At 43.4% G+C, this 22,300-nt stretch carries 20 protein-coding genes; 18 read left to right on the top strand and 2 right to left on the bottom strand.

The features are described from left to right. Window positions 1-6 precede the first annotated feature (6 nt). Both bioA and CFR83_RS03645 read right to left on the bottom strand, forming a co-directional pair. A complete protein-coding gene (gene bioA / locus CFR83_RS03650) occupies window positions 7-1,353 on the bottom strand; it encodes an adenosylmethionine--8-amino-7-oxononanoate transaminase (protein WP_088812611.1) in 1,347 nt (448 codons plus the stop codon). After that, entirely contained in the window at window positions 1,350-2,330 is a 981-nt protein-coding gene (locus CFR83_RS03645; RefSeq protein ID WP_088812610.1) for a Bug family tripartite tricarboxylate transporter substrate binding protein, read from the bottom strand. Before CFR83_RS03645 ends, bioA begins: the two co-directional genes overlap by 4 nt. Window positions 2,331-2,397: 67 nt before the next feature. Here CFR83_RS03645 and bioB point away from each other — a divergent pair, with 67 nt between their 5' ends. The 18 genes from bioB to CFR83_RS03555 all read left to right on the top strand — a co-directional run bounded on the left by bioB (window position 2,398) and on the right by CFR83_RS03555 (window position 22,288). Further along, complete coding sequence (bioB, locus tag CFR83_RS03640) at window positions 2,398-3,354, top strand: biotin synthase BioB (RefSeq protein ID WP_088812609.1); 957 nt, start codon at window positions 2,398-2,400, stop codon at window positions 3,352-3,354. A gap of 127 nt (window positions 3,355-3,481) precedes the next feature. After that, window positions 3,482-4,129, top strand: a complete 648-nt coding sequence (coq7, locus tag CFR83_RS03635; RefSeq protein ID WP_088812608.1) for a 2-polyprenyl-3-methyl-6-methoxy-1,4-benzoquinone monooxygenase — start codon at window positions 3,482-3,484, stop codon at window positions 4,127-4,129. 194 nt (window positions 4,130-4,323) lie between these two features. After that, complete coding sequence (gene mraZ / locus CFR83_RS03630) at window positions 4,324-4,752, top strand: division/cell wall cluster transcriptional repressor MraZ (RefSeq protein ID WP_088812607.1); 429 nt, start codon at window positions 4,324-4,326, stop codon at window positions 4,750-4,752. A gap of 12 nt (window positions 4,753-4,764) precedes the next feature. Beyond that, window positions 4,765-5,718, top strand: a complete 954-nt coding sequence (gene rsmH / locus CFR83_RS03625) for a 16S rRNA (cytosine(1402)-N(4))-methyltransferase RsmH (protein ID WP_088812606.1) — start codon at window positions 4,765-4,767, stop codon at window positions 5,716-5,718. Continuing rightward, on the top strand, window positions 5,715-5,978 hold the full coding sequence (gene ftsL / locus CFR83_RS03620) for a cell division protein FtsL (RefSeq protein ID WP_088812605.1): 264 nt from the start codon (window positions 5,715-5,717) through the stop codon (window positions 5,976-5,978). The genes rsmH and ftsL overlap by 4 nt, the downstream gene beginning before the upstream one ends. Further along, on the top strand, window positions 5,978-7,738 hold the full coding sequence (locus tag CFR83_RS03615; protein ID WP_088812604.1) for a peptidoglycan D,D-transpeptidase FtsI family protein: 1,761 nt from the start codon (window positions 5,978-5,980) through the stop codon (window positions 7,736-7,738). The genes ftsL and CFR83_RS03615 overlap by 1 nt, the downstream gene beginning before the upstream one ends. Beyond that, window positions 7,735-9,294 (top strand): UDP-N-acetylmuramoyl-L-alanyl-D-glutamate--2,6-diaminopimelate ligase, encoded by a 1,560-nt coding sequence (locus CFR83_RS03610; RefSeq protein ID WP_088812603.1) that lies wholly within the window; start codon window positions 7,735-7,737, stop codon window positions 9,292-9,294. Before CFR83_RS03615 ends, CFR83_RS03610 begins: the two co-directional genes overlap by 4 nt. Then, on the top strand, window positions 9,291-10,709 hold the full coding sequence (locus tag CFR83_RS03605) for a UDP-N-acetylmuramoyl-tripeptide--D-alanyl-D-alanine ligase (RefSeq protein ID WP_088812602.1): 1,419 nt from the start codon (window positions 9,291-9,293) through the stop codon (window positions 10,707-10,709). Before CFR83_RS03610 ends, CFR83_RS03605 begins: the two co-directional genes overlap by 4 nt. Further along, on the top strand, window positions 10,709-11,878 hold the full coding sequence (gene mraY / locus CFR83_RS03600; RefSeq protein WP_088812601.1) for a phospho-N-acetylmuramoyl-pentapeptide-transferase: 1,170 nt from the start codon (window positions 10,709-10,711) through the stop codon (window positions 11,876-11,878). Before CFR83_RS03605 ends, mraY begins: the two co-directional genes overlap by 1 nt. A 9-nt stretch (window positions 11,879-11,887) precedes the next feature. Further along, entirely contained in the window at window positions 11,888-13,450 is a 1,563-nt protein-coding gene (murD, locus tag CFR83_RS03595) for a UDP-N-acetylmuramoyl-L-alanine--D-glutamate ligase (protein WP_279304972.1), read from the top strand. Then, entirely contained in the window at window positions 13,447-14,712 is a 1,266-nt protein-coding gene (gene ftsW, locus CFR83_RS03590) for a putative lipid II flippase FtsW (RefSeq protein ID WP_088812599.1), read from the top strand. Before murD ends, ftsW begins: the two co-directional genes overlap by 4 nt. After that, on the top strand, window positions 14,709-15,794 hold the full coding sequence (gene murG, locus CFR83_RS03585) for an undecaprenyldiphospho-muramoylpentapeptide beta-N-acetylglucosaminyltransferase (protein WP_088812598.1): 1,086 nt from the start codon (window positions 14,709-14,711) through the stop codon (window positions 15,792-15,794). Before ftsW ends, murG begins: the two co-directional genes overlap by 4 nt. Beyond that, window positions 15,794-17,227, top strand: coding sequence for a UDP-N-acetylmuramate--L-alanine ligase (gene murC, locus CFR83_RS03580; RefSeq protein ID WP_088812597.1), 1,434 nt, complete (start codon window positions 15,794-15,796; stop codon window positions 17,225-17,227). The genes murG and murC overlap by 1 nt, the downstream gene beginning before the upstream one ends. Before the next feature lie 4 nt (window positions 17,228-17,231). Beyond that, window positions 17,232-18,209 carry a D-alanine--D-alanine ligase gene (locus CFR83_RS03575; protein WP_088813190.1) on the top strand — a complete coding sequence of 326 codons (978 nt, stop codon included), beginning with the start codon at window positions 17,232-17,234 and terminating at the stop codon, window positions 18,207-18,209. Beyond that, window positions 18,206-19,027 carry a cell division protein FtsQ/DivIB gene (locus tag CFR83_RS03570; RefSeq protein WP_088812596.1) on the top strand — a complete coding sequence of 274 codons (822 nt, stop codon included), beginning with the start codon at window positions 18,206-18,208 and terminating at the stop codon, window positions 19,025-19,027. The genes CFR83_RS03575 and CFR83_RS03570 overlap by 4 nt, the downstream gene beginning before the upstream one ends. Before the next feature lie 5 nt (window positions 19,028-19,032). Further along, window positions 19,033-20,262, top strand: coding sequence for a cell division protein FtsA (gene ftsA, locus CFR83_RS03565; protein WP_088813189.1), 1,230 nt, complete (start codon window positions 19,033-19,035; stop codon window positions 20,260-20,262). A 64-nt stretch (window positions 20,263-20,326) separates the two neighbouring features. Next, complete coding sequence (gene ftsZ, locus CFR83_RS03560; RefSeq protein WP_088812595.1) at window positions 20,327-21,619, top strand: cell division protein FtsZ; 1,293 nt, start codon at window positions 20,327-20,329, stop codon at window positions 21,617-21,619. A 168-nt stretch (window positions 21,620-21,787) separates the two neighbouring features. Then, window positions 21,788-22,288: a peroxiredoxin gene (locus CFR83_RS03555; protein WP_088812594.1), complete on the top strand. Its 501-nt coding sequence runs from the start codon at window positions 21,788-21,790 to the stop codon at window positions 22,286-22,288. Window positions 22,289-22,300 lie beyond the last annotated feature (12 nt).

Raw genomic sequence — 22,300 nt, 5'->3', positions numbered from 1 at the left:
GCCACATTAAGCATGATTTATTAAAACTTGCTCAAGCGTTGTTTGAATGCCTTTGGATAAGTGGCTTAGTTCACTATCACTTAATACGTAAGGTGGCATGATGTAGATTGTGGAGCCAATCGGTCTAACTAATACTTCATGGGACAAGGCTTCTTTGAAGAATGCTTTAGCAAAGCCATTTTTTAGTGCTGAAGCTTTTATATCAAACGCAAAAATCATGCCTTTTTGACGAACGTGCTCAATGCGCGCATCTTGCCTAGTCCAATCAAAAGCAGCAGAAATTTTTTGCGCCAATACTTCATTTTTCTTCAGAACTTGCTCATTCTCAAAAATATCAAGAGTGGCAAGGGCTGCTCTACACGCCAATGGATTTCCTGTGTAGGAGTGTGAGTGTAAGAACCCTTTTGTGATGTCATCGTGATAAAACGATTGATAAATCTCATCGGTGGTCATGACCAAAGAAAGTGGTAGGTAGCCACCACTGATACCTTTTGATAAGGCTAGGAAGTCTGGCCAAATATTGGCTTGCTCAACGGCAAAAAAAGTTCCAGTTCTGCCACAGCCAACAGCGATTTCATCAGCGATAAGATGCACTTGATATTGATCGCACAGCTCACGAGCACCAGTTAGATAGCTGGCATCGTACATCGCCATACCAGTGGCACATTGAACCAGTGGCTCTAATATCAATGCTGCAATGTTCCCTTGATGTTGTTGCAGAGTTTTTTCCAGATCAGCCAAGGCAAGTTTGGCAACATCAGACGCGGATTCACCATTTTTAGCATTTCTACAGTCTGGGCTTGCAACAATGTGTGCTTGTTTGGTGAGTGGGCCATAGGCGTCTTTAAAAATCGCTACATCAGTCACTGCAAGTGCACCTAGGGTTTCGCCGTGATAACTATTTTTTAAACAAATAAATTCTTTTTTGTTTTCAAAGCCACGATTACGCCAATAGTGAAAACTCATTTTTAAAGCAATCTCAATGGCTGATGCGCCATCGGATGCGTAAAAGGTATGCCCTAGTTGATGTTGCGTGAGAGCACTTAGTCGTTCCGATAATTCAACCACTGGTGGATGTGTAAAGCCTGCCAGCATGGCATGCTCAAGTTGGTCTAGTTGATCTTTAAGGGCTGCATTGATGGTCGGATTGGCGTGGCCGAATAAATTCACCCACCATGAGCTAACAGCATCTAAGTAGCGATTGCCATCTTGGCCGTAAAGCCATACACCCTGCCCATGAGAGAGAGCTACCAAAGGAAACTGTTCATGATGTTTCATTTGTGTGCATGGATGCCACACAGCTTTTAAGCTGCGTTCTACCCATTGGTTAGAGGTGAAAGCTTTTTTAATCATTCAGCTTTTATACCTGTTTCTTCAATTAATTTCGACCATCTTTTTGAGTCAGACTGTATTAATCGATTCAGTGCATCAGGACCTTGAGGGTTAGCTTCTAAACCAATGCTAGATAAACGTTTTTTAACTTCAGGAAGATTAAGAATTCTTTTGGTTTCTGCTGCTATCTTTTGTACATCTTCAGGACGCATACCGGCTGGCCCCATCAATGAGAACCATGACGTAACTTGAAAGTTCTTCAGTGCTGGAACACCAGATTCGCTCAGTGTTGGGATGTCTGGAGCATAGCTTGATCGTTGAAGATTGGTTATACCAATTGCTTTTAAGTCTCCAGACTTAATGAGCGGTAATGCGGATGCCAAATTATCAAAACTCATATCCACACGTCCACCTAATAAATCTGGCATTGCTTGAGCTCTTCCCTTATAAGGGATGTGTTTTATTTTTGTCTTAGTGAGTTGTTGAAATAATTCGCCAGATAAATGGATTGAGGTGCCAATGCCGGAAGATGAAAAACTTAATTGATTAGGTTTTGATTTGGCTAGCGCAATTAAACTTTTTGCATCGTGAGCTGGTACATGTTTGTTTAGTACCAATACATTGGGCGTGCTGGCAAGAAATGTAATGGGCTCTAAATCTTTATGAGCATCATAGTTAAGATTTTTGTATAGATAGGGATTGATCGTCAGTGTGCCAACCGTACCAATTAAAAGGCTATGTCCGTTGGGAGTTGCTTTGGCTACTAAATCGGTCCCAATATTGCCGCCAGCCCCTGGTTTATTTTCAACAACTATTTGATTGTTATAGTCTTTTTGCCAGTATTCGGCCAAAATGCGCGCAAGGATATCTGGGGCTCCGCCAGGCGTGAAGGTCACGATGATACGCACAGGTTCGCTTTGAGCGTTGGGCCATGATTTCTCGGCCATGGTTGCCGTGGTCAGGAATAGTAAAGAAATGAAAGTTAGGATATGACGCATAGGCTCTATTTGAACACTTCGACCTGTATCATTAGCAATTATTACTAAGAATTCCCCTAAAAAGCGTATGTCTACTTCTGTTGAACAAGTATTAGAACTTTATGAACTACCTATGAACGAGTTGATGGCTCGCGCTGCTGCCGTTCATCGTGAAAATTTTCCAGAGGGTGATATTGAGCTAGCTACTTTGTTATCAATTAAGACAGGTGGTTGCCCTGAAGATTGTGGTTACTGCCCTCAAGCGGCTCGTTATCAAACAGATGTCAAAGCAACCAAAATGATGGATGTAGAAGAAGTTTTAGAAGCGGCGCGTGCTGCTAAACAAGCTGGCTCTAATCGTTTTTGTATGGGTGCGGCTTGGCGCGAACCCAAAGATCGTGACATTGAAAAAGTAGTTGCCATGATCAAAGGAGTTAAGGATCTTGGTTTAGAAACTTGTGCAACTTTGGGCATGTTAGCTCCTGAGCAGGCCAAAGCATTGGGTGATGCTGGTTTGGATTACTACAACCATAATCTAGATACCAGTGAAGATTTTTATGGCTCTGTAATCAATACACGTCAGTATCAAGATCGCTTAGATACATTACAAAGCGTACGCAGTGCCGGTATGTCTGTGTGTTGTGGCGGCATTATAGGTATGGGTGAGACTCGCAAACAGCGCGCAGCATTTATTGCTAAATTAGCAAATCTAAATCCTTATCCAGAGTCAGTGCCTATCAATCATCTAGTGCCTGTAGCAGGTACTCCATTGGCCGAGCAGAAAGGTGTTGATCCACTAGAGTTTGTGCGCACAATTGCGATTGCTCGCATCACTATGCCTACGGCTCGCGTGCGTTTATCCGCGGGGCGTCAAGAGTTGGGTAGAGCTGTGCAAGCCATGTGTTTCATGGCTGGTGCCAACTCCATTTTCTACGGCGATAAATTATTAACAACAGACAACCCAGAAGCTGATGCTGATCGCGCATTGTTGGCAGAGCTTGGTTTGAAAACAAAAACTGCCTGTAAAGCAGAGGTTCTTGTTTAGTCGAACAATCTTAAAAAGCAACTTATTTAGACGGCGATCATTGGTCGCCGTTTGATTTTGCGCAACCAATTTCGTAATACCTCAACTGATCAATTCAAATGATTCAATAAGCGTATAAGATATTGCTATGGGTTCTGATGTCAAACTAAAACATAGTCCGCTCGATGGATTCATTATTGAATTTGATCGCGCCTTGCGCTCGATTGTGGGCGCTACACCAATGCGTAGACCTGTTCCTCAATCAGCACCTACGGAAAATCTCACTACTCAAGAAAAACAACATGCGGCTGGATTGATGCGTGTTAATCATGTGGGTGAGGTATGCGCTCAAGCTTTGTATCAGTCGCAAAAACTACATGCGAAAAGCTCTGATTTAAAAGATAAGTTAGAGCATGCTGCTATTGAAGAAGAAGACCATTTGGCTTGGTGCGAGCAGCGTTTGAGCGAGTTAGATTCAAGACCTAGCTTGCTTAACCCATTGTGGTACGCGGGCTCATTTGTATTGGGCAGCGTAGCTGGTTTGGCGGGCGATAAAGTTAGTCTTGGTTTCGTTTCTGAGACTGAAAAACAGGTTGAAAATCATTTAGATGGCCATTTGACGGAGTTGCCGACAAATGACTACCGTTCAATGGCAATTGTGGCTCAAATGAGAGAAGATGAGATCGCTCATGGTCAAATGGCCAGGGATGAAGGTGGTATTGATCTACCAAATCCAGTCAAAACTGCCATGAAAATGATGGCAAAAGTCATGACAAGTACAGCTTATCGCCTATAACCCTAAGCTAGTTTCTTAAGAGTACTTTCCACCCCTATGTTTTTATTGGAAATTTACCCTTAAAATATCATCAACATGAGCTCCTAAGTACTTGTTCTAGCTAAAGAATTTTCAAAAAAAGTACCTAAAACACTTGACCATGAATTACGCATCCTCTACAGTGGGGAAAAGTGTGAAAAAGTGGGGAAAAATACGTGTTTCAAGGTGCTTCTGCATTAACTCTCGATGCTAAGGGTCGCATGTCGATTCCTTCAAGGCATCGTGACGCCTTGCAATTGCAAGGTGAGGGCAGAGTTACGCTCACAAAACACCCCGATGGTTGCTTGCTACTATTCCCAAGATCTGAGTGGGAAGCATTTAGAAGCCGTATCGCACAACTGCCAATGGATGCACATTGGTGGCGCCGTATATTTTTGGGTAATGCCTCTGATGTTGACATGGATGGTTCAGGTCGCATCTTGGTGAGTCCAGAATTGCGCGCTGCTGCAAATATAGAACGCGATGTGATGCTTTTAGGTATGGGTAGTCACTTCGAATTATGGGATGCCTCAACCTATGCTCAAAAAGAGCAAGTTGCAATTGCACAAGGCATGCCAGATGCACTCAAGCAATTTACCTTCTGATGTTGGCCGACCATGACATACACCCATCGCCCAGTATTACTGGCCGAGGCAGTCACCTCGGTATTGGGGGATTCGACTTCATCAAGTGCCACATCAAAAATAATTATCGATGGCACATTTGGGCGTGGTGGTCACAGCAGAGAAATACTCAAGAATTTGAATCAAGCATCAAAGCTGATTGCCTTCGACAAAGATTTGCAGGCGATCGCCGAGGCAAACACGATTACAGATCCACGTTTTCAAATTATTCACGAGAGCTTTGCCTCGATGGGCGAGCACGTACCAGCCGAAACAGCAGATGCCATCTTGATGGATTTAGGAATCAGCTCTCCGCAAATCGACGATCCAGATCGTGGCTTTTCCTTTCGCCAAGATGGTCCTTTGGATATGAGGATGGATACAACTCGCGGTCAGAGTGCGGCGGAGTGGTTGGCAACAGCAGAACAAAAAGAAATAGCGAGGGTCATTAAGGACTATGGGGAAGAACGGTTTGCTGTACAGATTGCAAAGGCGATTGTTACTCGCAGAGAGCAAGGCGAGTCACTCACTAGGACAAGAGAACTCGCGTCGCTCGTGGCTAGTGTCGTCCGCACCCGCGAGGCGGGCCAAGATCCGGCCACGCGCACCTTTCAGGCTATACGGATTTATATCAACCAAGAGCTTGCCGACTTGGAGGGTGGGTTGAACGCAGCATTTAACTGCTTGAAACCTGGCGGCTTATTAGCCGTCATTAGTTTTCATTCTTTAGAGGATCGAATTGTTAAGCAATTCATGCAGGGCTTGTCACAGGTTTCTGTGCCAAGAGGTTTGCCGTTGACTGAAAACCAAATGCCAAAACCATTTGCTGAACTATTGGGCCGTATTAAACCTAGCGAACAAGAAGTTCAGGAAAATCCACGCGCACGTTCTGCCATTTTGAGAGTGATGCGCAAAATTAAAAATAAAACTGTGGGAGGTTTGGCATGAACCGTTCCACAATTATTTTGTTGGTTATTTTGATGTTGTGCGCATTGTCTTTGGTGGCTGCACAACAAAAGACCAGATCTTTGTATGTTGCCTTGGAACGCGCTCAAACAGAAGAGCGTCGCTTAAATCAAGATTGGTTACGTCTTGAATATGAGCAACGTAATTTATCTAAAGCAGCTAGGATTACCGATATTGCCCGCAAGCAATTGCATATGCAATTAATTAATCCTGGACGCACCCAATATGTGGTGGTGGATTAATGGCACAAATTTCATTTTCATCCACGCCTAATTTAGTTTTGCGCCTACCTATGTGGCGTTCAAGATTAGTTTTATTTTTAATCTTTGTTGGTTTTACAGCTTTGGTTGTTAGAGCAATCTGGGTTCAAGGTTTTGGTAATTCTTTTTACGAAGAAAAAGGTAATAAGGCGACACTACGTTCTATTGAGATGCCTGCTAGCCGAGGAAAAATCTTGGATCGTAATGGCGAGGTGTTGGCAACAAGCTTGCTTGCCAAAGCCATCATTGCCTTCCCAGAAGCTGTTCCTGAAGATTTGTCAAAAGAAAAACTTACTCAGTTAGCTAGATTGCTTGAAATTGGAGAAGGCGAGTTAAAGAAAAAATTATCGTCAGACCGTACTCAAATATTTTTGAAGCGTCAGGTTGATCTTGATGTAGCAAAACAAATCAAAGAGTTGGGTATACCTGGTATTGCGCAAAACAATGAGTACAAGCGCCTTTACCCTGAAGGTGAGGCGATGGCTCACATCGTTGGCTTCACGAATGTTGAAGATCGTGGTCAAGAAGGTATGGAGTTAGCCAAAGAAAAAGAGTTGGCTGGCCAACCTGGGCGCCGTCGTGTGATTCAAGACCGTCTAGGTAGGTATGTAGAAGGTTTGGGAATTATTCATCCACCTAGAGATGGTGCAGATTTACAGTTATCGATTGATAGCAAAGTGCAGTTCTTAGCTTTTAATGAATTAAAGGCAATTGCTGAAAAACACCGTGCAAAAGCTGCGGGTGCTGTGGTGTTGGATGTTCAGACAGGTGAAATTTTGGCATTAGCTAATTGGCCAACATACAACCCAAACTCCAGAACTAATTTAAGTGGTGAGCAATTAAGAAATCGAGTTCTTACCGATACCTTTGAGCCAGGTTCAACCATGAAGCCATTTTCAATTGCTTTGGCTTTGGAAAAAGGAATAGTTCAACCAAATACATCGATGGCAATTGGTAAATCAATTGTGATTGGTAAAAAAGCTATTACTGATACACACCCATATGGTGTGTTGACAGTATCTGAAGTGATTCAAAAATCAAGCAACATTGGCACAGCAAAAATCGCGATGCAACTTCAGCCTCAAGAAATGTGGGAAATGTTCCAAGCAGTCGGTTTGGGCCAGGCGCCAACAATTGGTTTCCCGGGCGCGGTAGCTGGTCGTTTGCGCCCATACAAAAATTGGGTGCCAATTGATCAAGCAACTATGTCTTACGGCTATGGTTTGTCTGCATCTTTATTCCAAATGGCTCGTGCCTACAGTATTTTTGCTCGCGATGGTGAGTTGGTGCCAACAACCATTTACAAAACCAATGCAACACCTAAGGGAACTCAAGTTATTTCTCCTAAGACCGCAATACAGATGCGCGAAATGCTTGAGTTGGTAACTCAAACAGGTGGTACAGCAACAACTGCCCAGACTCTAGGTTACAGAGTGGGTGGTAAGACGGGTACTGCTCATAAGGTTGAGGGCAAAGGTTACGCAGGTAACAAATACCGAGGTTTCTTTGTTGGTATGGCTCCAATGAGTGCGCCGCGCATTGTTGTTGCGGTGATGGTTGATGAGCCAAGTGCTGGTGGATATTACGGTGGTGTAGTAGCTGCACCAGCATTTGCAAATATTGTTGCTGGAACCTTAAGAAGTATGAATGTTTTACCTGATGCAGCAGTAAAGCAAATGGTTGATAAAGATTTACAAGGTTTGTCAGTAGGCGCAAGCCAAAAGGTCTCGTTTAGTCGATGAACGCTATGTTGCCTACTCACTCACTTCCACTTGATATGTTGTTATCGCAGCATGTGAGTGCGCAGGCGCAATTCACAAGTGATACACGCACGTTAAAAGCGGGTGATGTGATGTTGGCTTACCCAGTGGGTAATGCGCATCAAATTAGTGATAGCAGAATATATATTTCTCAAGCGCTGGACTTGGGAGCTGCTTTAGTCTTGTATGAGCCAAGCGGTTTAACTAAAGAGCAAGTAGAGATTTGCAAAGATCCTCGCTGCGTACCGATAGCAGATTTGGCAAAAAATGCTGGCAGCATTGCTGCTAATTGGTATCAAAACCCAAGCCGTCAAATGAGGGTGATTGGTATCACCGGAACCAATGGCAAAACAACAGTTAGTCAGTGGATTGCGAACGCATTGCATGATTCAAAGCAACCATCAGCCGTTGTGGGAACCTTGGGTGCTGGTTTATTAAATGAAATCAAACCCACAGGATTTACTACGCCTGATGCTGCACGTTTACAGTCTTTATTAAAGAACATTAAAGATCAGGGCGCTGCGAGCGTGGCGATGGAAGTTTCATCACATGCATTGGATCAAGGTCGCATTAATGGTGTTGAATTTGACACTGTGGTCATAACAAATCTCAGTCAAGATCATTTGGATTACCACGGCACCATGTCTGAATATGCTGCTGCGAAGAAAAAAATAATTAATTTGCCAGGCATCAAACATATTGTGATCAATGCAGATGATGCGTTTGGACGAGAGTGTCTACAAGACTTGGCAAATAGAGTTGCAAACACAAACATCACGGTTTGGGCTTATGGAACACAAGCGGAAAATTTATTAGCTTTGCCATGCTTTGTTAATAAAAATTACAAAAAAGTGTTGGCCAGCGATATTCATTTAATGAATCAAGGCATGAGTTTTAACCTGAATGTCTCTGGCGAAGATTTAGGCTTAGTGCAAACAAACTTTGTTGGTGCGTTTAATGTGAGCAATGCCTTAGCTGTTTTTGCTTGCATGGTTGCCGGTGGTAAGTCGTGTGATCAAGCCAAAGAAACTGTTGCTCAGTTAAAGCCGGTAAAGGGTCGTATGGAATTGGTAAGCCAATCTTCATCTACTCCAATGGCAATTGTTGACTTTGCTCATACGCCAGATGCTTTAGAGCAAGTTCTTAAAACACTCCAAGTGATGGCACGTGAGCGCAAGGGCCAGTTATGGTGTGTATTTGGTTGTGGTGGTGATCGTGATGCGGGTAAGCGTCCAATGATGGGGCGTATTGCAGAACGGTATGCAGATCAAGTAATGATCACAAGCGATAACCCACGTAGCGAAAACCCAGAGCAAATCATTGCAGAGATTTTGGGTGGTTTTGAAAATCCAGCTCGTGCACAGGTTAATCCTGATCGCGCCACAGCTATCTTGCAAACTGTTCGTCAGGCTAAGGCGCAAGACATTGTTTTAGTGGCGGGCAAAGGTCACGAGGAAACTCAAGAGATTGCCGGGAAGAAACATCCTTTTTCTGATCAGATGCATTTGCAACTAGCAATGGGAGGTTTGGCTAAATGAGCCAATTAATGACTCTCTCCCAACTTAAAGAGTATTTGCCTAATGCGCAGTGGATAAATGGTGTTGCTAGCGAACAAGAGATCAAACGATTTATTAGTGATAGCCGTCAAGTAACGGTTGGCGATGTTTTTATTGCTATTCGTGGTGAAAAATTTGATGCGCATGACTTTTTAGAAGATGTTAAGAGTCAAGGCGCAGTTGCTTGCATCGTAAGTTCTGTGGACAAACTACCCAAAGATTTATTAGGCATTTTGGTGAAAGATACCCAGCAAGCATTACAGCAGCTTGCTACCTGCTGGAAAAAGACTTGTGATCAGCAACAACTTAAGCATTCTGTTGTTGTTACGGGTAGCAATGGAAAAACTACTGTTAAGGGCATGATTCAGAGCATATTTAATGCTGCAGTTGGCGAGAATAAAGCCTTGGCAACGCAAGGTAACTTTAATAACGAAATTGGTTTGCCGTTGACTTTGCTACGCTTAAATTTGCAACACCAATTGGCTGTTATTGAGTTGGGCATGAATCACCCTGGTGAAACTGCACTTTTATCAAATATCGCTCAAGCAAATATTGCATTAATAAATAACGCTCAGCGTGAGCATCAAGAATTCATGGCAACTGTTGAAGCGGTTGCTAAGGAGCACGGTCTTGCTATTGAGGCTTTGCCAAGAAATGGCACTGCAGTATTTCCTGCTGACTCTGAGTACACCAATTATTGGAAAAAAGTTGCAGGTAGCAGAGCTGCGATTGATTTTGCATTTAATGCACCAGCCACTGTTAATGGTGAGTGGTTAGATTCAAGCGCCAATCAATTAAAAATTAATACACCTCAAGGCTCTATTAATGTGCGCTTGCAGATTTTGGGTGAGCACAATGCACGTAATGCCGTAGCGGCAACCGCGGTAGCAATTGCTGCGGGTATTCCTTTGGCAACTATTCAGTCTGGATTGGAAAAGTTTGAGCCAGTGAACGGCCGCATGCAAAAGCATCAAATTGATTCACACACAACAGTCATTGATGACAGTTACAACGCCAATCCTGATTCTGTTCGTGCCGCAGTTGATGTGTTGTCAACCATCAATATGCCTGCTTGGTTGGTATTGGGTGATATGGGTGAGGTTGGAGAGCAAGGTCCAGAATTTCATCGCGAAGTTGGCAGTTATGCTGGAGAAAAAGGTATACAAAAATTATTTGCTACTGGTGAGCTAAGTAAAGAGGCGGTGACTGCTTATGCAAATACGCCAAATGTAAAAGGAACTGCACATCATTTCTCTGATGTTCAAGACCTATGCGCGGAGCTTAAAAAATCACTAATTGCTAGAAGAAACAATGAAGAGACGACGATTCTTGTAAAAGGATCTCGTTTTATGTGCATGGAAAGAGTGGTTAAAGCTCTTGCTGAGGAGATTCACTGATGTTGTTATGGTTAGCCCAACTCTTGCAAGATGACTTAAGTTTTTTACGTGTCATTAATTACATTACCTTTAGAGCGGTGATGGCTACATTGACTGCAGGTTTGATTGGTTTGTTCTTTGGGCCTTGGGTGATTCGTCGCTTAACTGCCATGAAAGTTGGTCAAGCAGTCCGCACAGATGGACCACAGACTCATTTAGTTAAAACAGGTACGCCTACGATGGGTGGGGTTTTAATTTTGATTGGCATTGCAATCTCAACATTGTTATGGGCTGATCTATCCAATCGTTTTATTTGGATTGTTTTGATTGTTACTTTAGGTTTTGGTGCCGTTGGCTGGGTTGATGACTACCGCAAGGTTGTCTATAGAGATCCTAAGGGCATGCTTTCTAGAGAAAAATATTTCTGGCAATCGTTGATTGGATTATTTGCTGCTATTTATTTAGCTTTCTCAGTTTCAGAAGTTAATAACTTAAAAGTTCTAGAACTTTTCTTAAATTGGGTGCAAAGCGGTTTCTCAATCAACTTGCCAGCCAAGTCAAATTTATATGTGCCTTTCTTCAAAGAAGTTAGTTATCCGTTGGGTGTACTTGGCTTCATTGTGTTGACATATTTAGTGATTGTTGGCAGCTCAAACGCCGTCAACTTAACAGATGGCTTGGATGGCCTGGTAATCATGCCTGTGATTTTGGTAGGCGCAGCACTGGGTGTCTTTGCTTATGTCATGGGTAATGCAATCTATACGAAATACCTTTTATTCCCATACATTCCGGGCGCTGGTGAGTTAATGATTTTCTGCGGTGCCATGAGTGGTGCTGGCTTGGCGTTCTTGTGGTTTAACACTCATCCAGCTCAAGTATTTATGGGGGATGTGGGCGCATTGGCGTTGGGTGGCGCGTTAGGAACAGTTGCTGTGATTGTTCGACAAGAAATCGTCCTTTTTGTAATGGGTGGAATTTTTGTTGCCGAGACTGTATCGGTCATGTTGCAAGTTGCTTGGTTCAAGTTCACCAAAAAAATGTATGGCGAAGGTCGTCGAATTTTCAAGATGGCACCTTTGCATCATCACTTTGAATTAAGTGGCTGGAAAGAAACTCAAGTTGTGGTGCGATTTTGGATCATCACAATTTTGTTGGTATTGATTGGTTTGTCTAGCTTGAAGTTGCGATAGGAAATAAGAGTGATTCAGTTACAACATCCATTTGGCAAAGAGCGTACTCAGAATTTGAGTATCTTGGTGCTTGGCTTGGGAGAGTCGGGTGCTGCCATGGCTCGTTGGTGTGTCACTCAGGGTGCAATCGTATCTGTCGCTGACACTCGATCTGAGAATCAGCTATCTGAGAATGCTAAAAAATATCAACAGCAAGTCAAAGACCTTGGTGTTAAGAATATTCATCTAGGTGGTTTGTCATCAGATTTGCTGAGCGGAATTGATTTAATTGCTATTAGCCCAGGCTTGTCACCTTTACAAGAGCCTGTTCAATCATTCTTGGTAAATGCTACTGAGAAAGAAATACCAGTTTGGAGCGAGATTGAGTTTTTTGCTCAAGCCTTACAAGCATTAAAAGATGAGCAAAATTACTCAGCAAAAATTATTGCAATTACAGGCACAAACGGAAAAACAACAACGACTGTTCTGACGGGATTATTGTGCGAGCGTGCTGGCATGAGTGTTGCCGTTGCTGGAAATATTAGTCCTGCAGCGCTTGATAAGTTATTAGATATTGAAGTATTACCTAGCATCTGGGCCTTGGAGTTATCTAGCTTCCAACTAGAGCATACGTATAGCCTGAATGCTGATGCTGCGACTGTATTAAATGTCACGCAAGATCATCTTGACTGGCACGGTGATATGCAGCAATACATTGCTGCTAAAGCAAGAATATTTGGCGAAAACACTGTTGCTGTATTAAATCGTGATGATGAAGCTGTTGCAGACATGGCTAAAGATCTTAAGTCTCAGCGTATTGTTACTTTTGGTGTTGAGGCGCCGCTTGAAGAAGATGCTTTTGGTATTTTGCATGACACGGCTGCAGGTGGTATTGACTGGCTCGTTTGGGCTGAGCCTGACCTTGAAGCGCTTGAATTAAAAACCAAACGTCGTCGTAAAAAAACAGATGCTGATGATGAGCCTTTGCGTTTAAAACGTTTAATGCCTGCGGATGCTTTGCGTATCAAAGGTCGTCATAACGCTAGCAATGCTTTGGCAGCAGTAGCAATGGCAAGTTCTATTGGCTTGCCAATGAGTCCTTTGTTGCATGGCTTGCGCGAGTACGAGGGTGAAGCCCATCGAGTCCAGAGCGTATCAATTATTGATGGTGTTGAGTACATCGATGACAGTAAAGGTACTAATGTGGGGGCCACATTAGCAGCGCTTAATGGATTGGGTGATGCAAGTCAGCGCGCCAGAATTATTTTGATTGCTGGTGGTGAGGGTAAGGGGCAAGATTTTTCACCGCTATCTGATGCTATTGCTAGACATGCGAAAGCAGTAATTCTGATTGGTAGAGATGCGCCACTTATTAAGCAGGTGTTAAGTAATACAGCTGTGCCCCTGATTGATGCCGGCACTTTAGAGGTGGCGGTTCAGGAGGCTAATAAGTTGGCAGTATCTGGCGACTTAATTTTGTTATCGCCGGCTTGCGCAAGCTTTGACATGTTTAAAGACTACGCGCATCGCGCACAAGTTTTTATTGACGCAATTAATGAATTGGCAACTTTAAATGGACAGGTGAGCGCATGATTCAAATGTTCAAACGATTTAGTTTAAGTAGTATCAGTGGTGTAAAAGGTGGCATCAAAGAAAGTTTTGAAGATTTTCGTTTGGGTCTTCGTGATGCAACCACGGTTGTGCGTCCAACTCGCTCACGCATGATGGAATACGATCAACCGTTGTTGTGGGCTGTTTTATTGCTAGTAACACTTGGTTTAGTGATGGTTTATTCGGCATCTATCGCTTTGCCGGATGGTCCTAAATATGCAAAATACAGCAGCAGTCACTTTTTAGTCCGTCATGCCTTGTCAATTGCCATGGCATTTTGTATTGGCATCTTTGCCTTTAAGGTTCCGCTGAAGGTCTGGGATCGTTTAGCTCCTGCCATGTTTGCGCTGGCTTTTGTACTCCTTATATTTGTTCTGATTCCTGGTGTTGGTAAAGGTGTTAATGGTGCGCGCCGTTGGATTCCATTGGGCATCACTAATTTCCAACCATCAGAACTGATGAAGTTATCTGTGGTGTTGTTTACGGCCTGGTACACGGTACAAAGACAAGATTATTTGCATCACTTATTAAAAGGCTTAGCTCCTATGGGGGCAGCTGTGATTGCAGTGGGTGTCTTATTGTTATTACAGCCAGACATGGGCGCCTTTATGGTGATTGCTGTGATTGCCATGGGCCTTCTGTTCTTGGGTGGTATTAGTGGTAAGTTATTCAGCGCTTTGATTGGTTTAGCGATTGGTAGTTTTGCAACCATCATCATTTTCTCTCCATTCCGAAGAGATCGAATCTTTGCGTATCTAGATCCTTGGAACGAATCATTTGCTGCAGGTAAGGCATATCAACTGACGCACTCACTCATGGCATTTGGTCGAGGTGAGTGGTTTGGTGTTGGTTTGGGTGGCAGCGTAGAAAAGCTTCACTATCTTCCTGAGGCCCACACAGACTTTATTTTGGCTGTGATTGGTGAAGAATTAGGTTTTGTGGGCGTTACTGTTGTTATTGCGATTTTCTACTGGATTGTCAGAAGAGCTTTCTTAATTGGTAGAACTGCATTGCAGCTAGATCGAAGCTTTGCTGGCTTGGTTGCAAAAGGCATAGCGATTTGGATTGGCTGGCAAGCATTTATCAATATGGGCGTTAACTTGGGCTTATTGCCAACAAAAGGTTTGACATTGCCATTTGTTAGTTTTGGTGGATCTGGGTTGATGATGAATGCTGTTGCAATCGCCATTCTTCTAAAAATTGATTACGAAAACAGAATCTTGATGCGAGGTGGCAAGTTATGACCATTGCGCGCACTCCAACTTTATTGGTAATGGCTGGCGGCACAGGGGGGCATATTTTCCCTGGTCTAGCTGTTGCTGAATATTTGCGTGAGCAAGGTTGGAATGTGTCTTGGTTAGGTAATCCACAAGGCATGGAATATCGCTTAGTACCACCAAAAGGATTCAAGTTTGAAGGCATACAGTTTGGCGGGTTAAGAGGCAAAGGGCTTAAAACGATTGCTTTATTGCCATTCAATTTGCTACGTGCATTTTGGCAAAGTGTTCAGGTACTACGTCGTGTACAACCAGATGTTGTTTTAGGTATGGGTGGTTATGTGACTTTCCCGGGGGGCATGATGAGTGCATTGCTGGGTAAGCCATTGGTTTTGCATGAGCAAAACTCAATTGCAGGTCTGGCAAATAAGGTACTAGCTAAAGTAGCAGATAAAACTTTGTGCGCTTTTCCGAAGGCGCTGCCAGGTGCAACATGGGTTGGTAATCCACTGCGTGCAGGTATGGATGAAATTGCTACGCCTGCTAATAGATATGGTTCAAGAAGTGGACGCTTAAATATTCTTGTGGTGGGGGGGAGTTTGGGCGCCGCAGCGCTAAATGATGTTGTGCCACAAGCACTAGCAAAAATTCCAACTGAATCTAGACCTGTGGTGATTCACCAAGCTGGCGAAAAGCATGTTGAAGCATTACGTCAAAAGTATTCTGATTTAAATGTTCAGGCAAGTGTGCAACCATTTATTGATGACATGGTGTCGGCATATGCTGAAGCTGACTTAGTGATTTGTAGAGCTGGTGCGATGACTGTTGCTGAATTATCAGCCGTGGGTGTTGCCTCATATCTAGTGCCGTTTCCTTTTGCTGTTGATGATCACCAAACAGCAAATGCAAAGTTTTTATCTGATGTTGGAGCTGCAGTGTTGATGCCGCAATCACATATGACTGCTGATGCGCTAGCTGGCTATTTACAAACTGTGACTCGTTCAGATTTGCAAAAAATGGCAGAAGCAGCTCTTCGTCAAGCAAAACCTCGCGCTACAGAAGATGTTGCTGAGGTATGCAAACAGTTAACCAAGGAAGTTGTCCGCTAATGAAACATATTCTTCACCAAATTCATTTTGTTGGCATCGGCGGTGCTGGCATGAGCGGTATTGCTGAGGTGCTATTGAATCTTGGCTATAAGGTCAGCGGGTCTGATATTGCAGAGAGTTCAACGACTAAGCGTTTGCGCGAATGTGGTGCAGAAATTCATATTGGGCATGATGCTAAAAATGTCACTAGTGCAGAAGCTGTGGTTATTTCAACAGCTGTCACAGGGGATAACCCAGAAGTATTAGCAGCACGTGCTGCACGTATTCCAATTGTGCCAAGAGCTGTGATGCTCGGTGAGTTAATGCGCTTAAAGCAGGGTATTGCTATAGCGGGTACTCATGGCAAAACTACCACCACAAGTTTGCTAGCGTCTGTGTTAGCGGAGGGTGGTCTAGACCCTACATTTGTGATTGGCGGCAAATTAAATTCTGCTGGTGCAAATGCACGTCTGGGCACAGGTGATTTTATTGTTGCTGAAGCAGATGAGTCTGATGCTTCATTCTTAAATTTATTGCCTGTCATCGAAGTTATTACCAATATCGATGCTGATCATATGGACACATATCAGCATGATATGTCTAAATTAAAGCAGGCCTTTGTACAGTTCACTCAGCGGATGCCATTCTATGGTGTGGCAGTGCTTTGTGTTGATGATCAAAATGTTAGAGATATTCTACCGTTTGTGTCTCAGCCAATGCTTTGTTATGGGTTATCTGAAGATGCTGATGTTAGAGCTATTGAAGTTCAAGCAGATGGCTCTCAAATGCATTTTGTGGCCTTACGCCACACTGTGCGTCGTCATGGCGAAAAACCAGGCGCATTAAAAGTAACATTGAACTTGCCTGGTTTACATAATGTGCGTAATGCATTGGCAGCGATAGCGATAGCCACAGAGTTGGGCGTATCTGACGATGCAATCATTAAAGCACTGAAAGAATTCCGTGGAGTTGGTCGTCGCTTCCAGAAATATGGTGAAGTGACTCTACCCCAAGGTGGTACTTGCACAGTGATTGATGATTATGGTCATCATCCAGTTGAAATGGCAGCAACTTTGGCTGCAACCAGAGGTGCTTTCCCAGGACGTCGTTTGTTGTTGGCATTCCAGCCACATCGTTTTACAAGAACAAGAGATTGCTTTGGTGATTTTGTCAAAGTACTTCAGGGTGTTGATGCTTTAGCACTCACTGAGGTTTATCCAGCTGGTGAGGCACGTATTCCTGGTGCTGATGGCGAAAGCTTAATTAAAGCCCTAGGAAAAGCGAAAGACGCAAATCGTTTATTGGATGTCAACGCTACCCAATTTGTAAAAGATGTAAACGACTTGCCAGGTTTGGTTTTAAGTATGGCTCGTGATGGTGATGTTGTGATCACAATGGGTGCAGGCTCAATTTCTGCTGTGCCAGGTAAGTTAGCAGGAGGTGCGTATGCCTAATTCAATGACGCCATGGAGTGAGTTGGTACAAAAAGATTTGGCCCAAGTGAATGTTGCAAGCCTTGGCAAAGTAGGAGTTTTGCTTGGTGGCAAATCAGGTGAGCGAGAAATTTCTTTGATGTCCGGTAAAGGTGTTTTAGAGGCACTTCTATCTAAGGGTGTGAAGGCTCATGCTTTTGACCCAGCAGAGCAATCGATTTCTGATTTAGCTAAGCAGCAATTTGACCGAGTATTTATTGCTCTTCACGGGCGCTATGGTGAAGATGGGACCATGCAAGGTCTATTGGAGCAGATGAAGTTGCCTTATACGGGCAGTGGTGTATTGGCTTCTGCATTAGCAATAGATAAGCAAGCAACTAAGCGTTTGTGGTCTAGCTTTAATTTGGCAACACCTAAATTTGCCATGTTAAATGCTAATAGTGATTGGAATCAGATTGCAAAAGATTTGGGTTTGCCAATCATCGTTAAGCCAGCTAGAGAAGGTTCATCGCTTGGTTTAAGCAAGGTGACAAATGTTGCAGATTTACCAAAAGCCTATGAAATGGCAGCGAAGCTTGATAGAGATGTCATGGCTGAGCAATGCATCATTGGCGAAGAGTTAACTTGCCCGATTGTTGGTGATGGTGTCAATGCGCAACCATTGCCAGTGATCAGAATTGTTGCTCCAGATTCTAATTACGATTATCACAATAAATATTTCTCTGATGACACAAGATATCTTTGCCCAACTGGCTTAGATGTATCTTTAGAGAAAAAAGTACAAGACTTGGCATTAAGCGCCTATCGTGCATTGGGTTGCAAAGGTTGGGGTCGTGCAGATGTGATGATTGATAACCAAACCGGTCAACCATATTTATTAGAAATGAATACGGCGCCTGGCATGACTGGTCATTCATTGGTGCCAATGGCTGCAAGAGCCGCAGGTGTTGAATATGCTGACTTAGTCTTATGGTTATTAAGTAAGGCAGGTGTGAATTCATGAAATTCTTGCGCGCCGCCTTCTCTTTGATTGCTTCTATATCGGCCACTGTATTTGGCCCGATTTGGAGCCATCCAAGAACATTGCGCGCAATTTCAAATGTATTGTTGTTAATTGCACTTTTATCAACTTGTGCATGGTTACTTTTCTGGTTGGGGCAAAAGCCAGTATTTACTCTGAATCACCTCACTGTTGAATCTTTAGATGGCCGTGAATTAAAGCATGTCAATTTGCCAACCATTAAAGCAAGGGCTGTTGATCAGGTGCGCGGCAACTTCTTTACTGTTCGTTTAGATCAGGCACGTCAAGCATTTGAGAGTATGCCTTGGGTAAGAAGGGCCAGTGTGCGTCGTGAATGGCCTAACGGAATTGTGGTGGCAATCGAGGAACACCAGCCTTTGGCAGTTTGGGGTGGTAGTGATACACCTAAATTAATGAATACCTATGGCGAAGTCTTTGTTGCCAATATGGCTGAGGCTGAAGATGGTGCGTCATTGTTGAGATTCAGTGGCCCTGAAGGTAGTAATCAAGAGGTATTCAAAAAAGTACAAAAAATAAATACTTGGTTTGAGCCATGGAACGTCAAGGTTCAAGGTCTTGATTTGTCATCTCGTTATGCCTGGAAAGTAAAACTGAGTAATGGATTATTAATTGAGTTGGGTCGCGAATTAGATGAGCGTGACTCTAAGCAAATTCAATTAAGTGTTGAACGTTTATTAAAGAGTTGGCCGCAAGTAGAAGAGAAGTGGGGCCAGCGTATTGACTCAATTGATCTTCGTTATGCCAATGGCTATGCAATACATATAGGAAAAAAACTGTGAGCGTAATTAGTAAAGACACCAAAGATTTAATTGTTGGTTTGGATATTGGCACATCCAAGGTGGTTGCTTTGGTTGCTGAGTTAAATCCTGACGGTCAGTTCAATGTTGTTGGACTTGGTCAAGTGGCATCAAAAGGCCTAAAAAAAGGTGTTGTGGTCAACATTGAAGCTACTGTTCAGTCAATTCAGAAAGCGCTTGAAGAAGCAGAAGTGATGGCTGATCGCCGTATTGCACAAGTCTTTACTGGTATCGCGGGTAACCATATTCACAGCTTTAACTCAACAGGCATGGTGGCAATTAGAGATAAAGAAGTATCGCCAAGTGATGTAGAGCGTGTGATTGAGACTGCAAAAGCAATCAATATTCCAACTGATCAGCAAATTATTCACATCCTTACTCAAGAATTCATCATTGATGGACAAGAGGATGTGCGTGAACCTATTGGTATGAGTGGTATTCGTCTAGAGGTAAAAGTACATATTGTTACTGGTGCTGTAAGTGCGGCACAGAACATTGTGAAATGCGTACGTCGTTGCGGTCTAGAAGTTAATGACTTGATTTTGCAACCTTTGGCTTCGAGTGTGGCTGTATTAACAGAAGATGAAAAAGAATTAGGTGTTGTATTGGTTGATATTGGTGGCGGCACAACTGACATCGCCATTTTCAGCCAAGGTGCAATTCGTCACACAGCCGTGATTCCTATTGCTGGTGATCAAATTACTAATGACATTGCAATGGCATTACGTACACCAACGATTGAAGCGGAAGACTTAAAGATTCATTTTGGCATTGCTCGCCAAAGCATGGCAAATCCAAACGAAAGTATTGAGGTCCCAGGTGTTGGCGATCGTGAAGCACGCTCAATGTCACGTCAGGCATTGGCAGCAGTAATTGAGCCGCGCGTTGAAGAGTTGCTGAGCTTGGTGCGTCAAGTGGTTCGTGATTCAGGCATGGAAGATTTAGTTTCTTCTGGAATCGTGTTAACTGGGGGTACTGCATTAATGCCGGGCGTAGTTGAGTTGGCGGAAGAAGTTTTTGCTAAGCCGGCTCGCGTAGGTGTGCCTGAGTACAAAGGTCATCTGAGTGAAATTTTAAGAAGTCCTCGTTATTCAACGGGTCTAGGTTTGTTAATGGAAGGTCGCGTGCAGTTAGTACGTGGTCGTCGAGTTGCTCAATCAGGTACGTGGCAAAACATTATGTCGCGTATGCGTGAGTGGTTCATGGGTAATTTTTGATATTAAGAATTAAGTATTGCAGTTTTTATTTTGTCGTCGTCAACCGTAGTTATAAGGAGGTAGTATGGAATTTGAAATGTTAGATACAGAACCGGCGGGTAAGACCATTATTAAAGTGGTCGGCGTGGGCGGTGCAGGCGGTAACGCTGTGCAGCACATGATTCGTCGTGGTGTACAAGGTGTTGAGTTCATTTGCATGAACACAGATGCAGGTGCACTTCAACGTTCTAAAGCAGGTCTTAATATCCAGTTGGGTGCCACTGGTCTTGGTGCTGGCGCTAAACCTGAAGTAGGTGCATCTTCAGCAGTAGAAGCTAAAGCTCGTATTGCTGATGCTCTACAAGGTGCACACATGGTATTTATCACTGCAGGTATGGGTGGTGGTACAGGTACAGGTGCAGGCCCAATCGTTGCTCAAGTAGCTAAAGAAATGGGTATCTTGACTGTTGGTGTGATTAGCAAGCCATTTGACTTTGAAGGTTCTAAGCGCGCTAAAGTTGCTGAGGCGGGTGCTCATGAGTTGGAAAACTATGTAGATTCATTGATTGTTGTTCTCAATGAAAAACTATTTGAAGTAATGGGCGAAGATGCTGAGATGGATAAAGCATTTGGTTGTGCAGATGACGTATTGCATAACGCTGTTGCTGGCATTGCTGAAATCATCAATGAACAAGGTTTGATCAACGTTGACTTTGAAGACGTGAAAACTGTGATGAGTGAGCAAGGTAAAGCGATGATGGGTACGGCAACTGTATCTGGTATGGACCGTGCTCGTTTAGCTGCTGAAGCTGCTGTTGCATCACCATTGTTAGAAGGTGTTGATCTATCAGGTGCTCGCGGTGTGTTGGTAAACATCACTGCAAGTCGTTCTCTCAAGTTGTCAGAAACTCGTGAAGTAATGGGTGCTATTCGTGGCTACGCTGCTGATGATGCTACTGTTATTTTTGGTACTGTTTATGACGAAAGCTTGGGTGATGCATTACGTGTAACAGTAGTTGCTACTGGTTTGAATGGTGGTAAGCGTAAAGAAAAGCAACCAGAAGTAATTTGGCGTAATACACAAGCAACAGGTACTTATGATGCAGCGCCAACGATGGCTGACTTGAGTTCATTTGCTCCGCAAAGTGCTACTGCTTCAATGGCAATGGCAAATACTGCGGCCGCTCCTGCTCCAGTAATGCCAGCAAGCTCTGCTTCTGATTATGCTAAGTATGATGTGCCTAAGGTTTTTCGCAGCAATCGTGAATCTGCTGAACCACGTTTGGGTGCGAATAGCTCACCAGAAGCACAAGCAATGATGGATAAGGGTGCTGATTACTACGATATTCCAGCCTTTTTGCGCAAGCAAGCTGACTAAGAATACATAGTAATTTAGAAAATCTATATAAAACAAAGGCATACAGATGCCGATGGTAACGCGCCTCCTGCGAAATGACGACGCATGCGATACCATCGGTATTCTGGCAAATATAAATGCCAATAATTGCTATTAATAAATAGCCTTAATTTTTGATGGAGACAAAAAATGATTACTGTAGGACAACAACTACCTAATGCAACAATTCATGAGTTTTTAGAGGTTGCTACTGAGGGATGCTCTGTAGGGCCTAATGCTTTTGAAGTAAGCAAATTAACAGCAGGTAAGAAGATTGTTATTTTTGGTTTACCTGGTGCATTTACGCCAACATGCTCTGCACAACATGTCCCTGGTTATGTTGCTCAGTATGATGCGATTAAAGCAAAAGGCGTTGATGAAATTTGGTGTTTGTCTGTGAATGACGCTTTTGTGATGGGTGCTTGGGGTAAAGATCAAAAGGTTAATGGCAAAGTACGAATGATGGCTGATGGTTCTGGTGAGCTCACGAAAAAGTTAGGCTTGGAATTAGATCTAACAGCTCGTGGTTTAGGTGTTCGTTCACAACGTTATTTGATGATTGTTGATAACGGTGTGGTTAAACATTTAGCCGTTGAAGGACCTGGTAAATTTGAAGTGAGTGATGCAGCTTCTGCATTAAAAGCACTCTAATTAATATAAATA

Origin of the sequence: Polynucleobacter victoriensis (genome assembly GCF_900187875.1) — a bacterium.
Lineage (GTDB): Bacteria > Pseudomonadota > Gammaproteobacteria > Burkholderiales > Burkholderiaceae > Polynucleobacter > Polynucleobacter victoriensis.
Note: the sequence above shows the minus strand (reverse complement) of the source record. Positions and strands in the feature narration are given on the sequence as shown.

Coding starts and splice junctions, on each gene's coding strand:
- mraY (WP_088812601.1), top strand. CDS start 10,709: ATGTTGTTATGGTTAGCCCAACTCTTGCAAGATGACTTAAGTTTTTTA.
- CFR83_RS03615 (WP_088812604.1), top strand. CDS start 5,978: ATGGCACAAATTTCATTTTCATCCACGCCTAATTTAGTTTTGCGCCTA.
- murG (WP_088812598.1), top strand. CDS start 14,709: ATGACCATTGCGCGCACTCCAACTTTATTGGTAATGGCTGGCGGCACA.
- CFR83_RS03645 (WP_088812610.1), bottom strand. CDS start 2,330: ATGCGTCATATCCTAACTTTCATTTCTTTACTATTCCTGACCACGGCA.
- bioA (WP_088812611.1), bottom strand. CDS start 1,353: ATGATTAAAAAAGCTTTCACCTCTAACCAATGGGTAGAACGCAGCTTA.
- bioB (WP_088812609.1), top strand. CDS start 2,398: ATGTCTACTTCTGTTGAACAAGTATTAGAACTTTATGAACTACCTATG.
- CFR83_RS03570 (WP_088812596.1), top strand. CDS start 18,206: ATGAAATTCTTGCGCGCCGCCTTCTCTTTGATTGCTTCTATATCGGCC.
- murC (WP_088812597.1), top strand. CDS start 15,794: ATGAAACATATTCTTCACCAAATTCATTTTGTTGGCATCGGCGGTGCT.
- rsmH (WP_088812606.1), top strand. CDS start 4,765: ATGACATACACCCATCGCCCAGTATTACTGGCCGAGGCAGTCACCTCG.
- CFR83_RS03575 (WP_088813190.1), top strand. CDS start 17,232: ATGACGCCATGGAGTGAGTTGGTACAAAAAGATTTGGCCCAAGTGAAT.
- ftsW (WP_088812599.1), top strand. CDS start 13,447: ATGATTCAAATGTTCAAACGATTTAGTTTAAGTAGTATCAGTGGTGTA.
- CFR83_RS03605 (WP_088812602.1), top strand. CDS start 9,291: ATGAGCCAATTAATGACTCTCTCCCAACTTAAAGAGTATTTGCCTAAT.
- coq7 (WP_088812608.1), top strand. CDS start 3,482: ATGGGTTCTGATGTCAAACTAAAACATAGTCCGCTCGATGGATTCATT.
- ftsZ (WP_088812595.1), top strand. CDS start 20,327: ATGGAATTTGAAATGTTAGATACAGAACCGGCGGGTAAGACCATTATT.
- ftsL (WP_088812605.1), top strand. CDS start 5,715: ATGAACCGTTCCACAATTATTTTGTTGGTTATTTTGATGTTGTGCGCA.
- CFR83_RS03610 (WP_088812603.1), top strand. CDS start 7,735: ATGAACGCTATGTTGCCTACTCACTCACTTCCACTTGATATGTTGTTA.
- CFR83_RS03555 (WP_088812594.1), top strand. CDS start 21,788: ATGATTACTGTAGGACAACAACTACCTAATGCAACAATTCATGAGTTT.